Source organism: Thiobacillus sp. 65-1402 (genome assembly GCF_001897685.1).
GTDB lineage: Bacteria > Pseudomonadota > Gammaproteobacteria > Burkholderiales > Thiobacillaceae > Thiobacillus.
This window is the reverse complement of record NZ_MKUG01000080.1, coordinates 1-20,803: the sequence shown is the minus strand read 5'-3', so window position 1 is coordinate 20,803 and position 20,803 is coordinate 1. Positions and strand designations below refer to the sequence as shown.

The following is a 20,803-nucleotide window of genomic DNA, read 5'->3' as shown; positions in this document are numbered from 1 at the left end:
CCGCTCGCCAGCGCAGGGCCGCTTTGGTTATGCTGCGCGGGTACCCATCCTGCGCGAGACCCGCCATGCACATCGGCATTCCCAAGGAAATCAAGAACCACGAATACCGCGTCGCCCTCACGCCCGACGGCGCGCACGAACTGGTCCAGGCGGGACACCGGGTCAGCGTCGAAACCGGCGCCGGCGCCACCGTGGGGTTTGACGACGCCGCCTATCGCGCCAGCGGCGCCGACGTCGTCGCCACCCCCGCCGAGGCCTGGGCCGCCGATCTGGTGGTCAAGGTGAAGGAACCGCAGCGGGACGAGCTGGCCGCCTTGCGTGCCGGACAACTGCTGTTCTGCTACCTGCACCTGGCCGCCGCGCCTGCGCTGGCGCATGAACTGATGGCGCGCGGGGTGACGGCGATCGCCTACGAAACCGTGACCCACCCGAGCGGCAGCCTGCCGCTGCTGCAGCCGATGTCCGACATTGCCGGGCGGCTGGCGCCGCAGATGGGCGCGCTCGGACTGCACACCTCCCACGGCGGCAACGGCAAGCTGATCAGCGGCATGCCCGGCGTACCGCCTGCGCATGTGCTCATCATCGGCGCCGGCGTCGTCGGCATGAGCGCCGCACGCACGGCCACCGGCCTCGGCGCGCAGGTCACCCTGCTCGACCGGCAGGCCGACAAGCTCGCCCACGCCGAAGCCCTGTTCGGCCCGCGGGTGGCAACGCGGTTTTCCTCGCCGCAAGCGATTGCCGACGGCCTCGCGCAGGCCGACATCGTCATCGGCGCGGTACAGATTTCCGGCCGTCACACGCCGCGCCTGATCAGCCGCGCGTTGCTGCAGCGGATGTCGCCGGGCTCGGTGCTGGTGGACGTGGCCATCGACCAGGGCGGCATCGCCGAAACCTCCCGTCCCACCACCCACAGCGCCCCGTTTTTCGTGGCCGAGGGCGTCGTCCACTACTGCGTCACCAACATGCCCGGCGCCGTCGCCCGCACCGCCACCGACGCGCTCACCCATGCCACCCTGCCCTATGTGCGGGCGCTGGCGGCCCAGGGCATGGCCGCACTGGACGCGGACGCCGGGCTGCAAGCGGGACTGCAGGTGCACGCAGGCAAGATCACCCACGCCGGGCTGGCGCAGGATCTGGGATTCGAGGCTTGACCGGCTTTCCGGCCCGGAGCCGGTAGCGCTCGATTCAACTGCACTTGCCTGCCGGGTTTGCATGCGTCGGCTGCCGGACCAGGCCCGGCGTCCGCTTGCCGCATGCGCCACATTGCACGACACTCATGCCATAAGAAAACGAGCAACACCGGATACGCAGAGAAAAAACAACACGCGCCACCGGAACCCTTGAGCAAACTCGACGAACTCTACCGCCTGCACCGCCTGCTTGACGGACGGCGAACCGGCATTCCGCGCGCCGACCTGATCGGCACGCACGGCTTCGCCCGCGCCACCCTCAGCCGCCTGATCGCCGACCTACGCAACAAACTCAATGCCCCGCTCATCCATGACAAGGAACGCGGCGGCTATCGCTACGACAGCGCCGACGGCCACCATCCCTTGCCCGGCCTGTGGTTCAGCCCTTCCGAACTGCTCGCCTTGGTCACGCTGAAACACCTGCTCGCCAACCTCGAACCCGGCCTGCTCGACGACCACCTGCAACCTTTGCAAACCCGCATCGACCAGCTCCTGGAAAGCAAGCGACTGGGCGCCGGCGAGGCCGCCCGGCGCATCCGCATCCTCGGCATGGCCGCCCGGCGCAAGAATCCGCGCCATTTCCAGGCCGTCGCCCACGCCGTCGTACAACGCAAGCGGCTGACCATCAACTACTACAACCGCGAGCGCGACCAGACCGACACGCGCGAAATCTCCCCGCAACGGCTCGCCCACTACCGCGACAACTGGTATCTCGACGCCTGGTGCCACGAGAAAAAAGGCCTGCGCAGCTTCGCCGTCGAATGCATCCGCCACGCCGAAGCCCTCGCCAAGCCGGCCAAAGCCGTTGCCGAATCCACGCTGAACCGCGAACTTTCCACCAGCTACGGCATCTTCGCCGGCACCCCGCGCGCCACGGCCGTGCTCCGCTTCACCGCAAAACGCGCCCGCTGGGTCGCCGATGAAATCTGGCACCCGCAACAGCAGAGCCAGTGGCTCGCCGACGGCCGTTACGAACTGCGCGTGCCGTATTCGGATGCGCGCGAACTTGTCATGGACATCCTCAAATATGGTGCGGATGTCGAGGTCGCCGCACCGGAAGAGCTGCAAGAAGCGGTCAAAGAACAGCTTGAATCGGCGGCGGGCCAGTATCGGCGCGGGGAAGCAACAGGCTCAGGTTTTGAGCCCGGGGACAAGTAGCATGTCCGGCATGGACACCCGCATTCCCATCGCGCACGCAGCCAAGGATGCCAATGGCAACTGGCGGGATCCCCACGACCTGGCCGAACATCTACACGAAGTCGGCGCGTTGGCAGCCGGTTTTGCGCAGCACTATGGGGCAGACTGGGCACGACTCGCCGGCCGCTGGCATGACCTTGGCAAATACCGCGTACGGTTCCAAAACTACATCCGGCTCGCCAGCGGATTCGAGGCCGACGCCCATATCAAAGGCGAGACAGGAAAAGCACCTCACTCGACTGCTGGCGCATTGCTCTCCTGCGACCATTTTGGCCCGGCTGGCCGCGTGCTGGCGTATTTGATCGCCGGGCACCATGCCGGGCTGGCGGACTGGTTTGGTGGCCTGGAAGTGCGACTCGGCAATGCGGACAGCCGTGCCGAGCTTTGCGAAGCGCTGGCGGAAAATCCGCCCACCGAACTACTGGACTCAGGTGACTTCAAGCCGGATTTGCAGGCCATACCCGGTGGCAAGGAAGGCTTCGCGCTCTGGGTACGTATGCTGTTCTCGGCACTGGTCGATGCCGATTTTCTCGACACCGAGCGCTACATGGACCCAGACAAGTTCGCACAGCGCAATGCTTGGCCAACACTCGAAGAACTCACACCACTGTTCGATGCCCACATGGCGGGCCTTACTGCCAAGGCCCAGCCTTCGCCAGTCAACACGCTGCGGGCGGAGATACTTGCCGAATGCCGCACCAAGGCCGCGCTCGCCCCGGGCCTGTTCTCGTTGACCGTCCCCACCGGCGGCGGCAAGACGTTGTCGGGCATGGCCTTCGCACTCGAACACGCCCGCGCGCACGGCAAACGCCGCGTCATCCACGTCATCCCCTACACCAGCATCATCGAGCAAACAGCCGACATCTTCCGTTCCATCTTCGGTGACGCAATCATCGAGCACCACAGCAACGCCGAATCCGAGCCAGGCCGCGAAAATTCCGCTTCCCGCCTGGCCTGCGAGAACTGGGATGCACCCATCGTCGTCACTACCAATGTGCAGTTCTTCGAATCGCTATTCGCCGCGCGCACCTCGCGTTGCCGCAAGCTGCACAATCTGGTCGACTCGGTGGTCATCCTCGACGAGGCACAACTGCTGCCACCAGAGTTCCTTCAACCCATCCTCGACGTGCTCAATTTGTTGACGCGCTACTACGGCGTGACTGTCGTTCTGTCCACAGCGACCCAGCCCGCCTTGAGCACACACGAATATTTCGACGCCCAACAAAATCTACGCGGCCTCGACAACGTACGCGAAATCATCAGCGATCCTGACGCACTCTACCGAGCGCTGGAGCGAGTACAGGTGCGCCTGCCGGCCGACTGGAACGCGCCTGCGGACTGGCCCCAACTATCGGCGGAACTGGCGGCGCATGATTCCGTTCTCGCCATCGTCAACACCCGCAAGGACGCCCGCTCACTGTGGGAACAGATGCCGAAAGGCACCTTGCATCTGTCCGCGCTGATGTGCGGCGCGCACCGTTCGCAAGTCATAGCCGATATCAAAGCCCGCTTGAGGAACAGCGTGCCGACGCGCGTGGTCAGCACCCAGTTGGTCGAAGCCGGGGTGGACGTGGATTTTCCCGTCGTGTACCGCGCGGTTGCGGGACTGGACTCGATTGCCCAAGCGGCGGGGCGCTGCAACCGTGAAGGCCGACTGGCTGAAAAAGGCGAAGTCGTCGTCTTCGTGCCGCCCAAACCCGCGCCCCCTGGCCTGCTGCGTAAAGGTGAGAACGCCTGCAAAAGTGTGCTGTACGGCATAACGGATCAGCCGCTCGCACGTGATCGGTTCGCCCGCTACTTCGAGCGTCTCTACCACGCCTGCGAACTCGATGCCCAAGACATCTGCGGCCTGCTGGAAGTCGAGGGCAGCACACTCGCCGTCAACTTCAAAAGCGCCGCCGAGAAATTCCGCCTGATCGCCGACGAAGACAGCATGCCCATTGTCGTGCGCTACCAAGGAGCGGATGGGCAGGACCACAGCGTCGACAAATGGCTTGCCACCCTGCGCAAGAGCGGCCCCGAACGCTGGCTCATGCGCAAGCTGCAACGCTACACCGTTAACCTGCACCGTAATCAGGCCATGCAATTGCTGAATCAAGGTGATATCGAGGAAATCATGCCGGGGTTGTTCGTACAGGTCAGTGACTGGCTTTACAACACGAGTTTTGGCTTGCTGGCCGACGGGCTACCGAATAGGGAGCAAAGCTTTATTGTTTGATCGCTTACCATAATTCTCGCCGTTATAGGGTCTAACACGTTTTAGACCCACAAGGCGTACCTAGCCTTTCATAGTTGTCGCACATGCAAAAGACGGGGCAACTAATGAACTCGACGAGTTATGTGGATTGGGTGGGAATACTTCGAGAACTGCGACTGTTTGCGATGCAACTGCCGGCCGACCGGTTTTACGCGCTATACAGTTTGCTGGCGATTGTGGTGATTGGTTACGCCGCACGTTGGTTCTGGCGACGTTCCCATTGATAAACGAAAGTGAGGTTGGGGTGAAAACCTACTGTCTGGAACTGTCCGGGGCTTACGCCTGCTTCACTCGCCCTGAAATGAAGGTCGAGCGGGTGAGCTACGACGTAATGACGCCGTCCGCCGCGCGCGCCTGCTTCGAGGCGATTCTCTGGAAGCCGGCGATTCGCTGGCATGTACGCAAGATCGAAGTCCTGAAACCCATCCGCTGGATCAACCTGCGGCGCAATGAGGTAGCCAGCGTGGTGTCTACACGCAATGTCGAGACGGCGATGAAAATGGGAAAGGGCGCTCTCGGTCTCTACATAGAGGAAGACCGTCAGCAGCGCGCCGGACTGTTTCTGCGCGACGTGGTCTACCGGGTGCATGCCGATCTGGAGTTTCTGGCCTCGCGCGATCCCGCGGCGAGCGCGACTAAGTACCACGAGATGTTCGAGCGGCGCGCTGCCAAAGGCCAATGCGTCAATCAGCCCTACCTTGGCTGCCGCGAATTCGCCGCCGCCTTCCGGCTGATAACCGATCCGACACAGGAGCCTGCACCGATTGCCGAGACGCGCGACCTGGGTTTCATGCTGCACGATCTGGATTTCTCCAAACCCGCCGACCCGCAGCCGCGATTCTTTCGTGCGAATCTGGAAGACGGCGTTGTACAAATCCCAACATGGGACAGCGAGGAGGTGCGGGGATGATTCTGCAAGCGCTAAATCGTTATTACGAACGTGTGGACAATCTGCCCCGCGAAGGTTGGATCCGCCGTGGTGTTGATTACGTCGTTGTATTGGACGAGCAAGGCGTCTGCGTCAACCTCGAAGCCGTTGGCGAACAAAAGAAAGGCAAGACCGTCCCGCGTGAAATGTTGGTGACCGCCATTGGAAAGCAGGCGATGAAGCACACCAATAGCGGCAAGGATTCCAATCTGCTTTGGGACAACGCCAGCTTTGTTTTCGGAACAGGCAACAAGGGCGAAATGAAGCTGGCCAGCTTCATTGCCACGCTTCAAGAATGGCTCGGCGATATCAACGATGCGGGCGCCAAAGCCGTCCGCCAGTTTGCTATCAATCTCCAAACCCAGCCTGGAGCCGCCGCCGCGCTCGTCGAGCGTTTTCAGGTCAAAGAGGATTTCGAGAAACGCGATCCGGTTCTCATTTTTCGTCTTGTATCGGACATGGAGGGCGTTCATCTGCGTCCTGCTATCCGCAGCACTTACGAAAGCACTTTGGCAACAGCGCACTCAGGTAGTGAACTGCGTGGCAATTGTCTGGTGACCGGTGAAATGGACGTGCCGCTAGCGCCGAATGAATCCGTTATCAAAGGCGTTTGGGGTGGGCAGCCTGCCGGCTGCAATATCGTTTCCTTCAACGCGCGCGCATTCGAGTCCTACGGAAAACGCGAACGCAACGGCGAGAACGCGCCGGTCAGCCTGCGTGCTTCCTTCGCCTACACAACAGCACTCAATCATCTGCTGGCGTCGAAGCAGCGCATTCAGGTCGGCGATACCTCCACGGTTTTCTGGGCCGAGGAGTCGCACGAGCTGGAAAGTTCGATAGTCGATTTGTTCGGCGAGCCGCCCAAGGACAACCCGGACAGGAATACCGATGCGGTAAAGGCACTTTACGCTGCTGTCGAGTCAGGCAAATTCAGCGTCGGCGGGCCGGATACGCGCTTTCATGTACTTGGCCTGGCCCCCAACGCCGCGCGCATCAGCATCCGCTTCTGGGAAACCGCCACCGCTGCCGAACTGGCACTTCGCATCAAACAGCACTTCGACGATCTGGCCGTCGTCCACGCTGACTACGAGCCAGAACACCTTTCTCTGTTCCGCCTGCTCACTGGGCTCGCCTTGCTGAACAAGGCCGACAACATCCCCCCCAATCTGGGTGGCGAGGTCATGCGCACCGTTCTCGAAGGCCTGCCTTACCCGATGGCCATGCTCAATCTGGCCGTGGCACGCTGCCGTGCCGAGCAAAAACCCACCTACGCCCGTGCTGCTGCCATCAAGGCCAGTCTCAACCGCTGGATTCGTTCCCGCAAAACTCAAGAAAAGGAGTTCCTGCCCATGCTTGACCTGTCCAACCTCAACCCGGCTTACCGACTGGGGCGGCTGTTCGCGGCGCTGGAAAAAATCCAGGAAGAAGCCAGCCCCGGACTCAACGCCACCATCCGCGACCGCTATTACGGGGCAGCGTCGAGCACCCCGGTTTCCGTCTTCACCACATTGCTGCGCCTGAAGAATCACCACATCGGCAAGCTGTCGCCCGGTCGCGCCACACAAATGGAAAGGCTGCTCGGCGAAATCCTCGGCGAAGTCGCCGACTTTCCGCGTCAACTCCCCTTGCAGGACCAAGGCCGTTTCGCACTCGGCTACTACCACCAGCGCCAAGCCTTCTTCACCAAATCCATGACCACTCCGGAGGAATCCAAATGAGCCTGACCAACCGCTACGACTTTGTGCTTCTGTTTGACGTGAAGGATGGCAATCCCAACGGCGACCCCGACGCTGGCAACCTGCCGCGTCTGGATGCCGAGACCGGCCACGGTCTGGTCACCGATGTGTCGCTCAAGCGCAAGGTGCGTAACTTCGTCGGGCTGGTCAAAGGCGAGCAGCCGCCCTATGAAATTTATGTAAAGGAAAAAGCCATCCTCAACAAGACTCACGAGCGCGCTTACGAAGGCATCGGTAAGGCGGACTTGCTGAAGGGAGATGACAAGAAGCGCAAGGGTGGCGACGCTGTGGGTGAGGCGCGCAACTGGATGTGCAAGAATTTCTTCGATGTGCGCACTTTCGGCGCGGTCATGTCTACCGGCGTCAACTGCGGCCAGGTGCGCGGGCCGGTTCAGTTAACCTTCGCGCGGTCGGTCGATCCCATCATTGCGCAAGAACACTCGATCACCCGCATGGCCGTGGCGACCGAAGCAGAGGCCGAAAAGCAGGACGGCGACAATCGCACCATGGGCCGCAAGCACACCATTCCTTATGGGCTTTACGTCGCGCACGGCTTCGTGTCCAGCTTCCTCGCCAAACAGACCGGCTTTTCCGAAGATGATCTGGAATTGCTATGGCAGGCGTTCGGCCAGATGTTCGAGCACGACCGTTCGGCCGCGCGCGGCGAAATGGCGACACGCGGGATGTATGTGTTCAAACACGATTCTGAACTGGGCAACGCGCCGGCGCATGCGCTGTTCGAGCGGATTCAGACACGTGTGAAAGATGGCGTAACCGTGCCGCGCAGCTTCACGGATTACGAGGTGACAGTGAACGATACCGACATGCCTGCTGGCGTGTCGCTAATGCGCAAAGCTTGAAAAACCTACCGCCGCCCCGCCCAATACCCCGGGCGGCGGCTGTGGTGGACAACCGCGACGATACGAACATGTTCGGGAAAGACCCGGTAGATCAACGAATAGGGGAATTTTTGCAGGGTGAACACGCGCGTTTTATGTCGGCCATTCACCCCAAGATCGGGAAATCGGGCAAGCAGCGTCAAGGCCTGCTCGAACTCGTCTGCGAAACCATCCGCTGCGGCGAATGCGAGTTCTTCGATATACCAGTCAACCGCCGCATCGAAGTCGCCTTGCGCCTCGTCGGAAAGGCTAATCCGCATTGGCAGCTTTGGCCTTGGCGGCGCTGATTCTGGCGCGGATTCTGGACATGGCTTCATCGGCGGGTATCCATTGCGTGCGTCCCGCTTCCATGTCGGCCACGCGCCGGACGATTTCCTCGTCCCAGGCCTGGGCGATGGCTTCGGGGGTGTCCTCCGGCGGGCCTTCCAGGCTGACGATCAGGCGGTGGATGAGTTCACCGCGCTCTTGCGGCGAAAGCTGCAAAGCCTGGTTTTCGACCTCTTTCAATTGCGCTGCCATGACTCGCTCCATGAATGACTACGTGTAAACATGTTAGCACTCGCGCCATGACCGAGGCAGACCCGATTCCCCTCTCCGCGCTCCAGCACTGGGCCTACTGTCCGCGTCAGTGTGGGCTGATTCACTTGGAGCAGGCGTTCGCCGACAACATCCACACTGCGCGCGGCCAGGCGGTGCACCATATGGTCGACACCCCCGGCTATGAGATCAAATCCGGCGTACGAGTGGAGCGCGCATTGCCGCTGTGGAGCGATCGGCTCGGCTTGATTGGTAAGGCCGATCTGGTCGAGTTTCACCCGGACGGCACCGTGTTTCCCGTGGAGTTCAAGCATGGCGCGAAGCGGCAAAAGCAGCACGACGACATCCAGCTCGCCGCCCAGGCCATGTGTCTGGAAGACATGCTCGGCCGGCCGGTTCCCAAGGGTGCAATCTTCCACGCCAGCAGCCACCGGCGGCGCGAGGTGGCGATCACACTGGAATTGCGGCAACGGGTTGTGGAAACAGCCGAGGCGATCCGCGCCATGCTCGCTTCCGGCAGGTTGCCACCCCCGGTCAACGACGCGCGCTGCAAGGAATGTTCGATGAAGGACATCTGCCAGCCCGAAGCCATCGCCGACCACACACGACAGCGGCAGCAGAAGCAGAAGCACGATCTGTTCAACCCGGGGGAATAAGTTGCATACCATCCAGAACACCCTTTACATCATGACACCCCAGGCCTACGCCCACCTGGAAAATGCCACCGTGCGCATCGATGTCGAACGCGAAAAAAAACTCCAGGTACCGCTCCATCATGTCGGCGGGCTGGTCTGCTTCGGTAACGTCATGGTCTCGCCCGCGCTCATGCACCGCCTGGCCGACGAAGGCAAATCGCTGGTGCTGCTGGATGACTCCGGCCGTTTCAAGGCACGGCTCGAAGGCCCAGTCTCCGGCAACGTCCTGCTGCGCCAGGCCCAGCACCGCGCGGCAGGCGACGCCGCCGCCACGCTCGAACTCGCCCGTGCCTGCGTGGCCGGCAAGCTGAAGAACAGCCGCAGTGTTTTGCAGCGCGGTGCACGCGAGGCAGAAGACGAATCCGAGGCAGCACGTCTCACCCGCACTGCCGACAATCTCGCAGCCTCGCTGCGCGCTACAGCCGTTGCAAACACACTGGATGAATTGCGCGGTGTGGAAGGCGAAGCCGCACGCGGCTATTTCGAAGCCTTGAATCTTGTTGTCAAACCCGCGTTTCGTACAAACTTCCAGCTCAACGGCCGCACCCGCCGCCCGCCGCTCGACCGTTTCAACGCACTGATCTCGTTTCTCTACGCCATGCTCATGAACGACTGCCGTTCGGCGCTCGAAGCCTGTGGCCTTGACCCGCAGCTCGGATTCTTGCATGCCGTTCGCCCCGGTCGTGCAGCCCTTGCACTGGATTTGCAGGAAGAATTCCGCGCCATCCTGTGCGACCGGCTGGCGCTCACCCTCATCAACCGGGGCCAGGTTGGCGAAAAGGATTTCGACCTGCGCGAGGGTGGCGCAGTCATGCTCAGCGACCGGGGCCGCCGTACCGTCGTGACCGCCTGGCAAGAGCGCAAGCAGGAAGAAATCATGCATCCGCTCACCGAATCCAAACTGCCGTTCGCCCTGCTACCCTTCATCCAGGCCCGTTTCATGGCACGCACCCTGCGCGGCGAAATGGAAAGCTACCTGCCCTACATGGCTAAATAACTCATGCTTGTCATCGTCACCTACGACGTATCCACTGAATCCTCTGCCGGACGCAAACGCCTGCGTCGCGTCGCCAAGGCTTGCGAGCGTATCGGCCAGCGTGTACAAAAATCCGTCTTTGAATGCACTGTCAACGAAATGCAATTCGAGCAACTCGAACGTGAGCTTCTTGCCGAAATTGACGTGAACCAAGACAACTTGCGCTTTTATCGCATCACCGAACCAGTCGAACTGCGCGTCAAGCAACATGGTTGCTTCCGCTCGGTGGATTTCGAAGGCCCCCTCGTCGTATGACGCGCGAACCTCAATCGATGGCCCAACCCCTGATATTTCGCGCACACGATAACTCCTTGTTCTTTAACAATCTGGAATCTGCCGATACTGCAACGGCGCCGAATCGCATTGCTTCGCGGAACGGGTTCGCGCAAACTGGCCTCGCTTCGCAAAGCAAACAACACGTTACTGCAACGGGGCATCGCCCGGCCTCACGGTCGGGCGTGGATTGAAACCACGCGGCGGCGGTCACGCAGGGCGGTGCGCCGCAGGGCATCGCCCGGCCTCACGGTCGGGCGTGGATTGAAACACGACGATCTCCGGCGCGAGCACCACGCCGCCAGGCATCGCCCGGCCTCACGGTCGGGCGTGGATTGAAACACGACGATCTCCGGCGCGAGCACCACGCCGCCAGGGCATCGCCCGGCCTCACGGTCGGGCGTGGATTGAAACGTGGTTTAAGCCTGACTCGCCGCCAAGCATGGCGCATCGCCCGGCCTCACGGTCGGGCGTGGATTGAAACCATGTGATGGTGATGTCGCCGCCGTTCGGCGTCACGCATCGCCCGGCCTCACGGTCGGGCGTGGATTGAAACTGACAGAGCCTGTGCAGCACGCCTGCGGCAAGCCCGCATCGCCCGGCCTCACGGTCGGGCGTGGATTGAAACATTCGGTGTGCTCCCAGGTACTGGATGGATCGGCCGCATCGCCCGGCCTCACGGTCGGGCGTGGATTGAAACTGGCTCGCCGGCGGCACCGCCGAGGCCAGCGCAGGCATCGCCCGGCCTCACGGTCGGGCGTGGATTGAAACGAGTCCGACGCCGTCACCACCGTAATTCCCGCCTGCATCGCCCGGCCTCACGGTCGGGCGTGGATTGAAACACCGGCCTGGGCAGCGTCATCTCGGACAGCCGCGCATCGCCCGGCCTCACGGTCGGGCGTGGATTGAAACACGGTGGCGGACGGGTTGGCCGCCGCTTCAACCGCATCGCCCGGCCTCACGGTCGGGCGTGGATTGAAACAATGATCTGTACGACAGCTGCCATGATGCTACTCGCATCGCCCGGCCTCACGGTCGGGCGTGGATTGAAACCTTGATCGTGGGGGAGGAGACCAGCATCAGCTTGGCATCGCCCGGCCTCACGGTCGGGCGTGGATTGAAACCGCTGTGGTGATCAAGAGAGTCCATTCAGCAAATTGCATCGCCCGGCCTCACGGTCGGGCGTGGATTGAAACATCAACTACATCGGCAAGCAGGTCGGCTGGTCGGCGCATCGCCCGGCCTCACGGTCGGGCGTGGATTGAAACCCACACCGGCTGCACGACTTCGCCGACGAACTCGTGCATCGCCCGGCCTCACGGTCGGGCGTGGATTGAAACTTCGCGCCGAGCCACTTGATCGCCAGATCGAGCCAGGCATCGCCCGGCCTCACGGTCGGGCGTGGATTGAAACCATTCCGCCAGCGCGACGGCAAAGCGGGTGCATTCGGCATCGCCCGGCCTCACGGTCGGGCGTGGATTGAAACCTGCGTATGACGACAAGGAGGATTACCAGACCCTGGCATCGCCCGGCCTCACGGTCGGGCGTGGATTGAAACAGCCCGCCGTTGCCGGCCGCCGCGGCGTTCTCGCGCATCGCCCGGCCTCACGGTCGGGCGTGGATTGAAACCGCAAGTGGGTCACCTCCGAAGTGCTGCCGTCGAGCATCGCCCGGCCTCACGGTCGGGCGTGGATTGAAACAGCTTCTGCAGCTTCCACTTGTCGCGCGCCTCCAGCGGCATCGCCCGGCCTCACGGTCGGGCGTGGATTGAAACGATCGATTGCAGCGGATGCACCACCGGGGCCAGCCGCATCGCCCGGCCTCACGGTCGGGCGTGGATTGAAACGAGGAAATCCAGACCGAGATCGTGCCGCCCGGCGGCATCGCCCGGCCTCACGGTCGGGCGTGGATTGAAACATCTTGAGCAACGGGATGCCAAAAACCAAGAATCGCATCGCCCGGCCTCACGGTCGGGCGTGGATTGAAACGTTTGCTGTTGGCGCACTCAGCCTGCAGATCGACGCATCGCCCGGCCTCACGGTCGGGCGTGGATTGAAACACGCGCAGGGTGACGGCCCCCGATGCCGAGGCCTCGCATCGCCCGGCCTCACGGTCGGGCGTGGATTGAAACACGAAGGACAAGGAAGCCGTGACCAAGGCGCGCGGCATCGCCCGGCCTCACGGTCGGGCGTGGATTGAAACACGAACAGCGCAGCAGAGGCCGCTGAAGGCGCCGCGCATCGCCCGGCCTCACGGTCGGGCGTGGATTGAAACACACTGCCGGTCGTGCTCGGCCTCACCGTGCGCAGCGCATCGCCCGGCCTCACGGTCGGGCGTGGATTGAAACGTTTTGCAAGGCGACCTCGAGCGCGACAACGCAGTGCATCGCCCGGCCTCACGGTCGGGCGTGGATTGAAACGCTACGCCGCCGTCTCCGGTCTGCAGGCCGATGGTGCATCGCCCGGCCTCACGGTCGGGCGTGGATTGAAACGCGTGATAGAGCGCGCGCGGCAGGACGATGTCGAGCATCGCCCGGCCTCACGGTCGGGCGTGGATTGAAACACACCGACATCGTCACCGCGCTGGCCGCCGTCGCGCATCGCCCGGCCTCACGGTCGGGCGTGGATTGAAACCAACACCATGCTGCTGTCGTGGCAGGCCGCTGCCGGGGGCATCGCCCGGCCTCACGGTCGGGCGTGGATTGAAACTCGCCGGTCTGGTGAACCGCCGCAAGCAGGAGAAGCATCGCCCGGCCTCACGGTCGGGCGTGGATTGAAACTAGACGTCGCTTCTGCCATAGCGGATGCTTGTATGCATCGCCCGGCCTCACGGTCGGGCGTGGATTGAAACATCCTTGCTGATATGCGCCATCGTCCGCTGCACCGGCATCGCCCGGCCTCACGGTCGGGCGTGGATTGAAACGACCTGGTGCGGCCTGAGGTTTCGGCCACCGGGCATCGCCCGGCCTCACGGTCGGGCGTGGATTGAAACAAGCTGCAATCTGCATTGCGAATGCCGTCTTGCCCATGGCATCGCCCGGCCTCACGGTCGGGCGTGGATTGAAACAAGTCGGGCAACGCGGTATCGCCCACGGTATCGGGCATCGCCCGGCCTCACGGTCGGGCGTGGATTGAAACGGGCGGAGCGGATGGCCAAGAGTGGATTGACTGCCGCATCGCCCGGCCTCACGGTCGGGCGTGGATTGAAACAAGCTGGCCGCGCAGACCTTCATCGACGGCATCAAGCATCGCCCGGCCTCACGGTCGGGCGTGGATTGAAACACCGCGACCGGCCTCACCAAGGGCGGGTTCAAATCGCATCGCCCGGCCTCACGGTCGGGCGTGGATTGAAACAAATGACGACCGTGACCAAGGAAATGATCGGCGCGCATCGCCCGGCCTCACGGTCGGGCGTGGATTGAAACTCAATACAGCATTGGGGCTGGGGCTCGGAGTAGGCGGCATCGCCCGGCCTCACGGTCGGGCGTGGATTGAAACCATGCCGTCGGTCGCCGCAAGATCGGCGGCGGCCGTGCATCGCCCGGCCTCACGGTCGGGCGTGGATTGAAACCTCCATTTAGTCCGCCGCATAACCCGGCGCTCAAGCATCGCCCGGCCTCACGGTCGGGCGTGGATTGAAACTCCACTTCCCGAATGATCCCCAGCAGGTGGGCGGCGCATCGCCCGGCCTCACGGTCGGGCGTGGATTGAAACGACCACGTCGTCGTGAGCGGGACCACCAGACCACCCGCATCGCCCGGCCTCACGGTCGGGCGTGGATTGAAACATTCTGGCCACGCTGGAGAGCAGGCGCACGCCGGCATCGCCCGGCCTCACGGTCGGGCGTGGATTGAAACCGGGGATGAGCTTATCAAGACCGCCACCATCACGCATCGCCCGGCCTCACGGTCGGGCGTGGATTGAAACGACCACCCCGACTTCGCGCAGCCGATCTACGTGGCATCGCCCGGCCTCACGGTCGGGCGTGGATTGAAACCGCGCCACTGGAAGCCAAGTGCTGCAGCTGTTCCGCATCGCCCGGCCTCACGGTCGGGCGTGGATTGAAACGCCAAGGGCGGTGTCGTGTCGTCGCCTACCTTCTTGCATCGCCCGGCCTCACGGTCGGGCGTGGATTGAAACCAGCAAAAGCTCAAGGCCCGCATCGACGCGGCTAGCATCGCCCGGCCTCACGGTCGGGCGTGGATTGAAACACATCCGCCGCGTCCGCCACCACCAGCGGCAACTGCATCGCCCGGCCTCACGGTCGGGCGTGGATTGAAACAACCCAACACCCCGCGCGAATGGCTCGAAGTCTGCGCATCGCCCGGCCTCACGGTCGGGCGTGGATTGAAACGTGCCGACGATACCGCTGATTTCGCTGGCGGTATCGCATCGCCCGGCCTCACGGTCGGGCGTGGATTGAAACATTGGCGAGGCGATATGCAAGGTCTCGAACACGACGCATCGCCCGGCCTCACGGTCGGGCGTGGATTGAAACATCAGGGGTGGATCGACGGGATACCTGACTGGCGGGCATCGCCCGGCCTCACGGTCGGGCGTGGATTGAAACATCGTGGGAAAAGCACGAATTCCTGCCGAGCATCCGCGCATCGCCCGGCCTCACGGTCGGGCGTGGATTGAAACATATCACCTCCAATCCCGGTGCCTCCGGCAGCCAGCGCATCGCCCGGCCTCACGGTCGGGCGTGGATTGAAACTCCACAATATCCGCAGACGAGCAGGCCCATGCCGGCATCGCCCGGCCTCACGGTCGGGCGTGGATTGAAACGGTCAACGATACGCCCACCGGCGACGTCTCCGCCGGCATCGCCCGGCCTCACGGTCGGGCGTGGATTGAAACAGCGACACGGCATGGTTCGGCCGCACGTTCATCGTGCATCGCCCGGCCTCACGGTCGGGCGTGGATTGAAACATCCCAGTTTGTGCCAGCACCTCCAGAATCTTTCGCATCGCCCGGCCTCACGGTCGGGCGTGGATTGAAACATCCGTACTCTGCTGGACGACATCGACGCCGCCGCGGCATCGCCCGGCCTCACGGTCGGGCGTGGATTGAAACGTAGCTGATCTTGACCGCCTTGCCGGTGTCGGCGGGCATCGCCCGGCCTCACGGTCGGGCGTGGATTGAAACAGGGTATGTTGCATAACTCGCACCGGCAACCGTAAGCATCGCCCGGCCTCACGGTCGGGCGTGGATTGAAACCCCGACTTCCAGACCCGCATGCGCGACGCCGTCGGGCGCATCGCCCGGCCTCACGGTCGGGCGTGGATTGAAACTTTCCACAGCTCGGGCATACGCCACCTCGCAGCCAGCATCGCCCGGCCTCACGGTCGGGCGTGGATTGAAACAACAAGCGCACCATCATCGAAGGCACGATCTACACGCATCGCCCGGCCTCACGGTCGGGCGTGGATTGAAACGCCGATCGCGCTGCGGGGAAGCCCCGGAATCCCGGCATCGCCCGGCCTCACGGTCGGGCGTGGATTGAAACAAGGCGGACGTGACACAAATCGAGGTCGAGGCCAAGCATCGCCCGGCCTCACGGTCGGGCGTGGATTGAAACGCCAACGGCATCGCCACCCTGGCGCTGGAAGAAGAGCATCGCCCGGCCTCACGGTCGGGCGTGGATTGAAACGACTGCACATAGCCGACGAGCTGCTCCATGTCTGGCATCGCCCGGCCGCACGGTCGGGCGCAGATCGAGACCTCGTAGCTACCAACTTGATTATTCGGGCCAGAAGCATCGCACGATCGAGTAATCAACCCAACGATATCGACGCATATCAATCGCGTGCTAACTGGGCTATACAAAATCCAGATCCGGCAACGAGCAGGGGCGGCATTTTCCCAAGCAAACAACACTTGGCCACATTGTTCGCACACGCCCGAACGTGCTTCCTTGACACATTCAATATTAAATGGATATATTTATCCACATATGCGCATATCATCGTATTCGCATGTGTTAATCCAGTTATCAATCACGGGAGACGTGTATGGAAGCGACAACCTACAACTATAAGGTCGTCCGCCAGTTCGCCATCATGACGGTGGTGTGGGGGATCGTCGGGATGCTGGTCGGGGTGACCCTGGCGACGCAGCTGATCTGGCCGGAATTAACCTATGGGATCGAATGGCTGTCGTATGGCCGTCTGCGTCCGCTGCACACCAACGCCGTCATCTTCGCCTTCGGCGGTTCGGGGCTGTTCGCGGTGTCGTACTACATCGTGCAGCGCACCTGCCAGGTAAGGCTGTGGGCCGAGAAGCTGGCGGCCTTCACCTTCTGGGGCTGGATGGCGGTGATCGTGCTGGCGGCCGTCACCCTGCCGCTGGGCTACACCAGCACCAAGGAATACGCCGAGCTGGAATGGCCGATCGATATCCTGATCACGCTGGTGTGGGTGGCCTATGCGCTGGTGTTCTTCGGCACCATCGCCAAGCGCAAGACCAAGCACATCTATGTGTCGAACTGGTTCTTCGGCGCCTACATCCTGACCATCGCGATCCTGCACATCGTCAACAACCTGGAACTGCCGGTGACGCTGACCAAGTCCTACTCACTGTATGCCGGCGTGCAGGATGCGATGGTGCAGTGGTGGTACGGCCATAACGCGGTGGGCTTCTTCCTCACCACGGCCTTCCTCGGCATGATGTATTACTTCATTCCCAAGCAGGCGGGCCGCCCGATCTATTCCTACCGCCTGTCGGTGGTCCACTTCTGGTCGCTCAACTTCATCTACATGTGGGCCGGCCCGCACCACCTGCAATACACCGCGCTGCCGGACTGGGCGCAGTCGCTCGGCATGGTGTTCTCGCTGATGCTGCTGGCGCCTTCCTGGGGCGGCATGATGAACGGCATCATGACGCTGTCGGGCGCATGGCACAAACTGCGCACCGACCCGATCCTGAAGTTCCTCGTCACCGCACTGTCGTTCTACGGCATGTCCACCTTCGAAGGTCCGATGATGGCGATCAAGACGGTGAACGCGCTGTCGCACTACACCGAATGGACCGTCGGCCACGTGCATTCCGGTGCGCTCGGCTGGGTGGCGATGATCACGATCGGCTCGATGTACTACCTGATTCCGCGCCTGTACGGCCGCGAATCGATGTACAGCACCAAGATGATCGAATGGCATTTCTGGCTCTCCACCATCGGCGTGGTGCTGTATATCGCCTCGATGTGGATCGCCGGGGTGGCGCAGGGCCTGATGTGGCGCGCGGCCAACGCCGACGGCACGCTGACCTACAGCTTTGCCCAGGTGCTCAACACCATGTATCCGTTCTACGGCATCCGTCTGCTGGGCGGCGTGCTGTTTTTCAGCGGCATGCTGATGATGGCCTGGAACGTCTGGAAGACCGTGCGCATCGGACGAGTCGTCAATGACGCCACCATTCCGCAAGTCGTCCACGCCTAAGGAGACCGAACATGATTTCGCATGAAACTATCGAAAAGAACCTCGGCCTGCTGATCGTGCTGACCATTCTCGTCGTCAGCGTCGGCGGCCTGGTGCAGATCGTGCCGCTGTTCTTCCAGACCTCCACCACCACCCCGGTGGCGGGCCTGAAGCCCTACACGGCGCTGCAGCTGTCGGGACGCGACATCTACATCCGCGAAGGCTGCGTCGGCTGCCATTCGCAGATGATTCGTCCGTTCCGCGCCGAAACCGAACGCTACGGCCACTATTCGGTGGCGGGCGAATTCGTCTACGACCGTCCCTTCCTGTGGGGCTCCAAGCGCACCGGCCCCGACCTGCATCGCGTCGGCGGGCGCTATTCCGACGCCTGGCACACGGCTCACCTGATGAATCCGCGCGACGTGGTGCCGGAATCCAACATGCCGGCCTACCCCTGGCTCGACCGTCCGCTGAAGGACGCCGCGATCCAGAAAAAGATGCGCACGCTGAACATCGTCGGCCACGGCTATACCGAGGAGGAAATCGCCGCCGCGCCGGCCGCGCTGGAAGGCAAGACCGAGCTCGAGGCGCTGATCGCCTACCTGCAGGTGCTGGGCACCCACGCCCCCAGGATCTGAGGCAGCTATGGACAGCGGAACCATCAGCGGCATCGTCACAGTCGTCTTCATCCTGGTGTTCATCGGCATCGTCTGGTGGGCCTACAGCAAAGGCAACAAGCAGCGTTTCGAAGACGCCGGCAAGCTGCCTTTCAGCGAAGACGACGCTCCCACCAAGCAAGGAGACAAGCAATGAGCGATTTCACACACGGCTTCTGGCCGATTTACATCAGCGTCATCACCGTGGCGAGCATCGTCGGCACCTGGGTGTTTCTCCGCTCGCAGACCACCCGCAAGCTGGCGCCCGGCGAAAAGCCCGAGTTGATGGAGCACACCTGGGACGGCGACCTGCGCGATCTGAACAACCCGCTGCCGCGCTGGTGGCTGGGGCTGTTCTACGGCACCCTGGTGTTTGCGGTGGCCTACCTGCTGCTGTGGCCGGGGCTGGGCAACTTCGCCGGCGTGCTGGGCTGGACCTCCAGCGGCGCGTACGAGGCCGAGGTGAAGGCCGCCGAAGCCAAATTCCAGCCGGTGTACGCCAGGTTCATGAAGCAGGACATCGCCAGCGTGGCTGCCGATCCGGAGGCGCGCGCCATCGGCAGGAACCTGTTCCTGACCTACTGCTCGCAGTGCCACGGCTCCGATGCGACCGGCGCCAAGGGCTTCCCCAACCTGACCGACCACGACTGGCTCTATGGCGGCGACCCCGACACCATCGTCACCACCCTTACCGGCGGCCGCAGCGGGATCATGCCCGCATTGGGCGAAGCGCTCGGCCCGCAAGCGACGAAGGAGGTGGCCAACTATGTGCTATCGCTGTCGGACCGCAAGCACGACGCCGCGCTGGCAACCGCAGGCAAGGTGAAATTCGCCGAAAACTGCGCCGCCTGCCACATGCCCGACGGCACCGGCATGCAGGCGCTGGGCGCGCCCAACCTCACCGACAAGGTGTGGCTGTACGGCGGCAGCGAGGCCACGATCATCGAGACCATTACCAAAGGCCGCAACGGCGTGATGCCGGCCATGGCGCAGACCCTCGGCACCACCTCGAACAAGGAAGCCAAGCTGCACCTGCTGGCGGCCTACGTGTACGGCCTGTCGCAACAGCAGTAAGCAACGGGCGCTCGCCGGAATGCTTCCGGCGGGCCGCCTGAGCGTATTGCCCCAGTACGCTCAGGCGGCTCAGCCTTAACGGATGAAAGCAGTGACAGACGACAAGCAGCCCGCCCCCGCCGACACGCCGATCGAGCAGCAGCTCTACGCGATCCGGCAAAAAATCCAGCCGCGCTCGGTGCATGGCGTGTTCGCCAGCTGGCGCATCGCGCTGGTGCTGCTGACCCAGGTGCTGTATTACGGCCTGCCCTGGCTGCAATGGGACAGCCGCCAGGCGGTGCTATTCGATCTGGCCGCGCGCAAGTTCTACATCTTCGGTCTGGTGTTCTGGCCGCAGGATTTCGTCTATCTCACCGGCCTTCTGATCCTCTCGGCGCTGGCGCTGTTCCTGTTCACCGCGGTGGCCGGACGGCTGTGGTGCGGCTACGCCTGCCCGCAGACCGTGTACACGGAAATCTTCATGTGGGTGGAAAACTGGCTGGAAGGCGACCACCTCGCGCGCAGGAAGCTCGACCAGTCGCCGTGGAACGCCAACAAGCTGCGCCGGCGCGGCCTCAAGCACCTGGTCTGGATGCTGATCGCGCTGTGGACCGGCTTCACCTTCGTCGGCTATTTCACCCCGATCCAGACGCTCGCCGCCGAAGTGGCGAGCGCCAGCCTCGGCCCGTGGGAGACCTTCTGGATCCTGTTCTACGGCTTCGCCACCTGGGGCAACGCCGGCTTCATGCGCGAGCAGGTGTGCAAGTACATGTGCCCCTACGCGCGCTTCCAGAGCGTGATGTTCGACTCCGACACGCTGACCGTGACCTACGACAGCTCGATCGGCGAACCGCGCGGGCCGCGCAGCAAAAAGACCGACTACAAGGCCGCCGGGCTCGGCACCTGCGTCGACTGCGAAGTCTGCGTGCAGG

The 20,803-nt window shown here is 62.9% G+C and carries 16 protein-coding genes and 1 CRISPR repeat array; of the genes, 14 read left to right on the top strand and 2 right to left on the bottom strand.

Annotated features, from left to right (window positions below; all coding sequences use genetic code 11):
• Nucleotides 1–65 precede the first annotated feature (65 nt).
• From ald to cas7c, 6 genes are all read left to right on the top strand, one after another.
• Nucleotides 66–1,151 carry an alanine dehydrogenase gene (ald, locus tag BGO62_RS06790; RefSeq protein ID WP_296640547.1) on the top strand — a complete coding sequence of 362 codons (1,086 nt, stop codon included), beginning with the start codon at nt 66–68 and terminating at the stop codon, nt 1,149–1,151.
• Between the two features lie 189 nt (nt 1,152–1,340).
• Nucleotides 1,341–2,348, top strand: a complete 1,008-nt coding sequence (locus BGO62_RS06785; RefSeq protein ID WP_296640545.1) for a WYL domain-containing protein — start codon at nt 1,341–1,343, stop codon at nt 2,346–2,348.
• Nucleotides 2,349–2,358: 10 nt separating this feature from the next.
• Nucleotides 2,359–4,605: a CRISPR-associated helicase Cas3' gene (gene cas3 / locus BGO62_RS06780; RefSeq protein ID WP_296640541.1), complete on the top strand. Its 2,247-nt coding sequence runs from the start codon at nt 2,359–2,361 to the stop codon at nt 4,603–4,605.
• A gap of 283 nt (nt 4,606–4,888) precedes the next feature.
• A complete protein-coding gene (gene cas5c / locus BGO62_RS06775; RefSeq protein ID WP_296640539.1) occupies nt 4,889–5,554 on the top strand; it encodes a type I-C CRISPR-associated protein Cas5c in 666 nt (221 codons plus the stop codon).
• On the top strand, nt 5,551–7,290 hold the full coding sequence (gene cas8c, locus BGO62_RS06770; protein WP_296640535.1) for a type I-C CRISPR-associated protein Cas8c/Csd1: 1,740 nt from the start codon (nt 5,551–5,553) through the stop codon (nt 7,288–7,290). The genes cas5c and cas8c overlap by 4 nt, the downstream gene beginning before the upstream one ends.
• Nucleotides 7,287–8,168 carry a type I-C CRISPR-associated protein Cas7/Csd2 gene (cas7c, locus tag BGO62_RS06765; protein ID WP_296640533.1) on the top strand — a complete coding sequence of 294 codons (882 nt, stop codon included), beginning with the start codon at nt 7,287–7,289 and terminating at the stop codon, nt 8,166–8,168. Before cas8c ends, cas7c begins: the two co-directional genes overlap by 4 nt.
• 5 nt (nt 8,169–8,173) lie before the next feature.
• Here the strand turns inward: cas7c and BGO62_RS16370 are convergent, their stop codons facing one another.
• The gene (locus BGO62_RS16370) at nt 8,174–8,467 is read right to left on the bottom strand and encodes a type II toxin-antitoxin system RelE/ParE family toxin (protein ID WP_363923953.1); all 294 of its coding nucleotides are present in this window, start codon (nt 8,465–8,467) and stop codon (nt 8,174–8,176) included.
• Nucleotides 8,457–8,726 carry an addiction module protein gene (locus BGO62_RS06755; RefSeq protein WP_296640528.1) on the bottom strand — a complete coding sequence of 90 codons (270 nt, stop codon included), beginning with the start codon at nt 8,724–8,726 and terminating at the stop codon, nt 8,457–8,459. Before BGO62_RS06755 ends, BGO62_RS16370 begins: the two co-directional genes overlap by 11 nt.
• A 47-nt stretch (nt 8,727–8,773) precedes the next feature.
• Between BGO62_RS06755 and cas4 the strand changes: the two genes are divergently transcribed.
• The 8 genes from cas4 to ccoG form a co-directional block, all read left to right on the top strand.
• Entirely contained in the window at nt 8,774–9,400 is a 627-nt protein-coding gene (gene cas4, locus BGO62_RS06750) for a CRISPR-associated protein Cas4 (RefSeq protein ID WP_296640526.1), read from the top strand.
• 1 nt (nt 9,401) lies between these two features.
• A complete protein-coding gene (gene cas1c, locus BGO62_RS06745) occupies nt 9,402–10,436 on the top strand; it encodes a type I-C CRISPR-associated endonuclease Cas1c (protein ID WP_296640525.1) in 1,035 nt (344 codons plus the stop codon).
• Between the two features lie 3 nt (nt 10,437–10,439).
• Complete coding sequence (cas2, locus tag BGO62_RS06740) at nt 10,440–10,730, top strand: CRISPR-associated endonuclease Cas2 (protein ID WP_296640523.1); 291 nt, start codon at nt 10,440–10,442, stop codon at nt 10,728–10,730.
• Between the two features lie 178 nt (nt 10,731–10,908).
• A CRISPR array of direct repeats spans nt 10,909–16,471; the repeat unit is 37 nt; unit sequence GCATCGCCCGGCCTCACGGTCGGGCGTGGATTGAAAC.
• A gap of 290 nt (nt 16,472–16,761) precedes the next feature.
• On the top strand, nt 16,762–18,183 hold the full coding sequence (ccoN, locus tag BGO62_RS06735) for a cytochrome-c oxidase, cbb3-type subunit I (RefSeq protein WP_296640522.1): 1,422 nt from the start codon (nt 16,762–16,764) through the stop codon (nt 18,181–18,183).
• A gap of 14 nt (nt 18,184–18,197) precedes the next feature.
• The gene (gene ccoO, locus BGO62_RS06730) at nt 18,198–18,800 is read left to right on the top strand and encodes a cytochrome-c oxidase, cbb3-type subunit II (protein ID WP_363923958.1); all 603 of its coding nucleotides are present in this window, start codon (nt 18,198–18,200) and stop codon (nt 18,798–18,800) included.
• A gap of 7 nt (nt 18,801–18,807) precedes the next feature.
• Nucleotides 18,808–18,975, top strand: a complete 168-nt coding sequence (locus tag BGO62_RS06725; RefSeq protein ID WP_296640518.1) for a CcoQ/FixQ family Cbb3-type cytochrome c oxidase assembly chaperone — start codon at nt 18,808–18,810, stop codon at nt 18,973–18,975.
• On the top strand, nt 18,972–19,892 hold the full coding sequence (ccoP, locus tag BGO62_RS06720) for a cytochrome-c oxidase, cbb3-type subunit III (protein ID WP_296640516.1): 921 nt from the start codon (nt 18,972–18,974) through the stop codon (nt 19,890–19,892). Before BGO62_RS06725 ends, ccoP begins: the two co-directional genes overlap by 4 nt.
• Before the next feature lie 82 nt (nt 19,893–19,974).
• A partial coding sequence (gene ccoG, locus BGO62_RS06715) for a cytochrome c oxidase accessory protein CcoG (RefSeq protein ID WP_296640514.1) occupies nt 19,975–20,803 on the top strand: 829 nt, incomplete at its 3' end.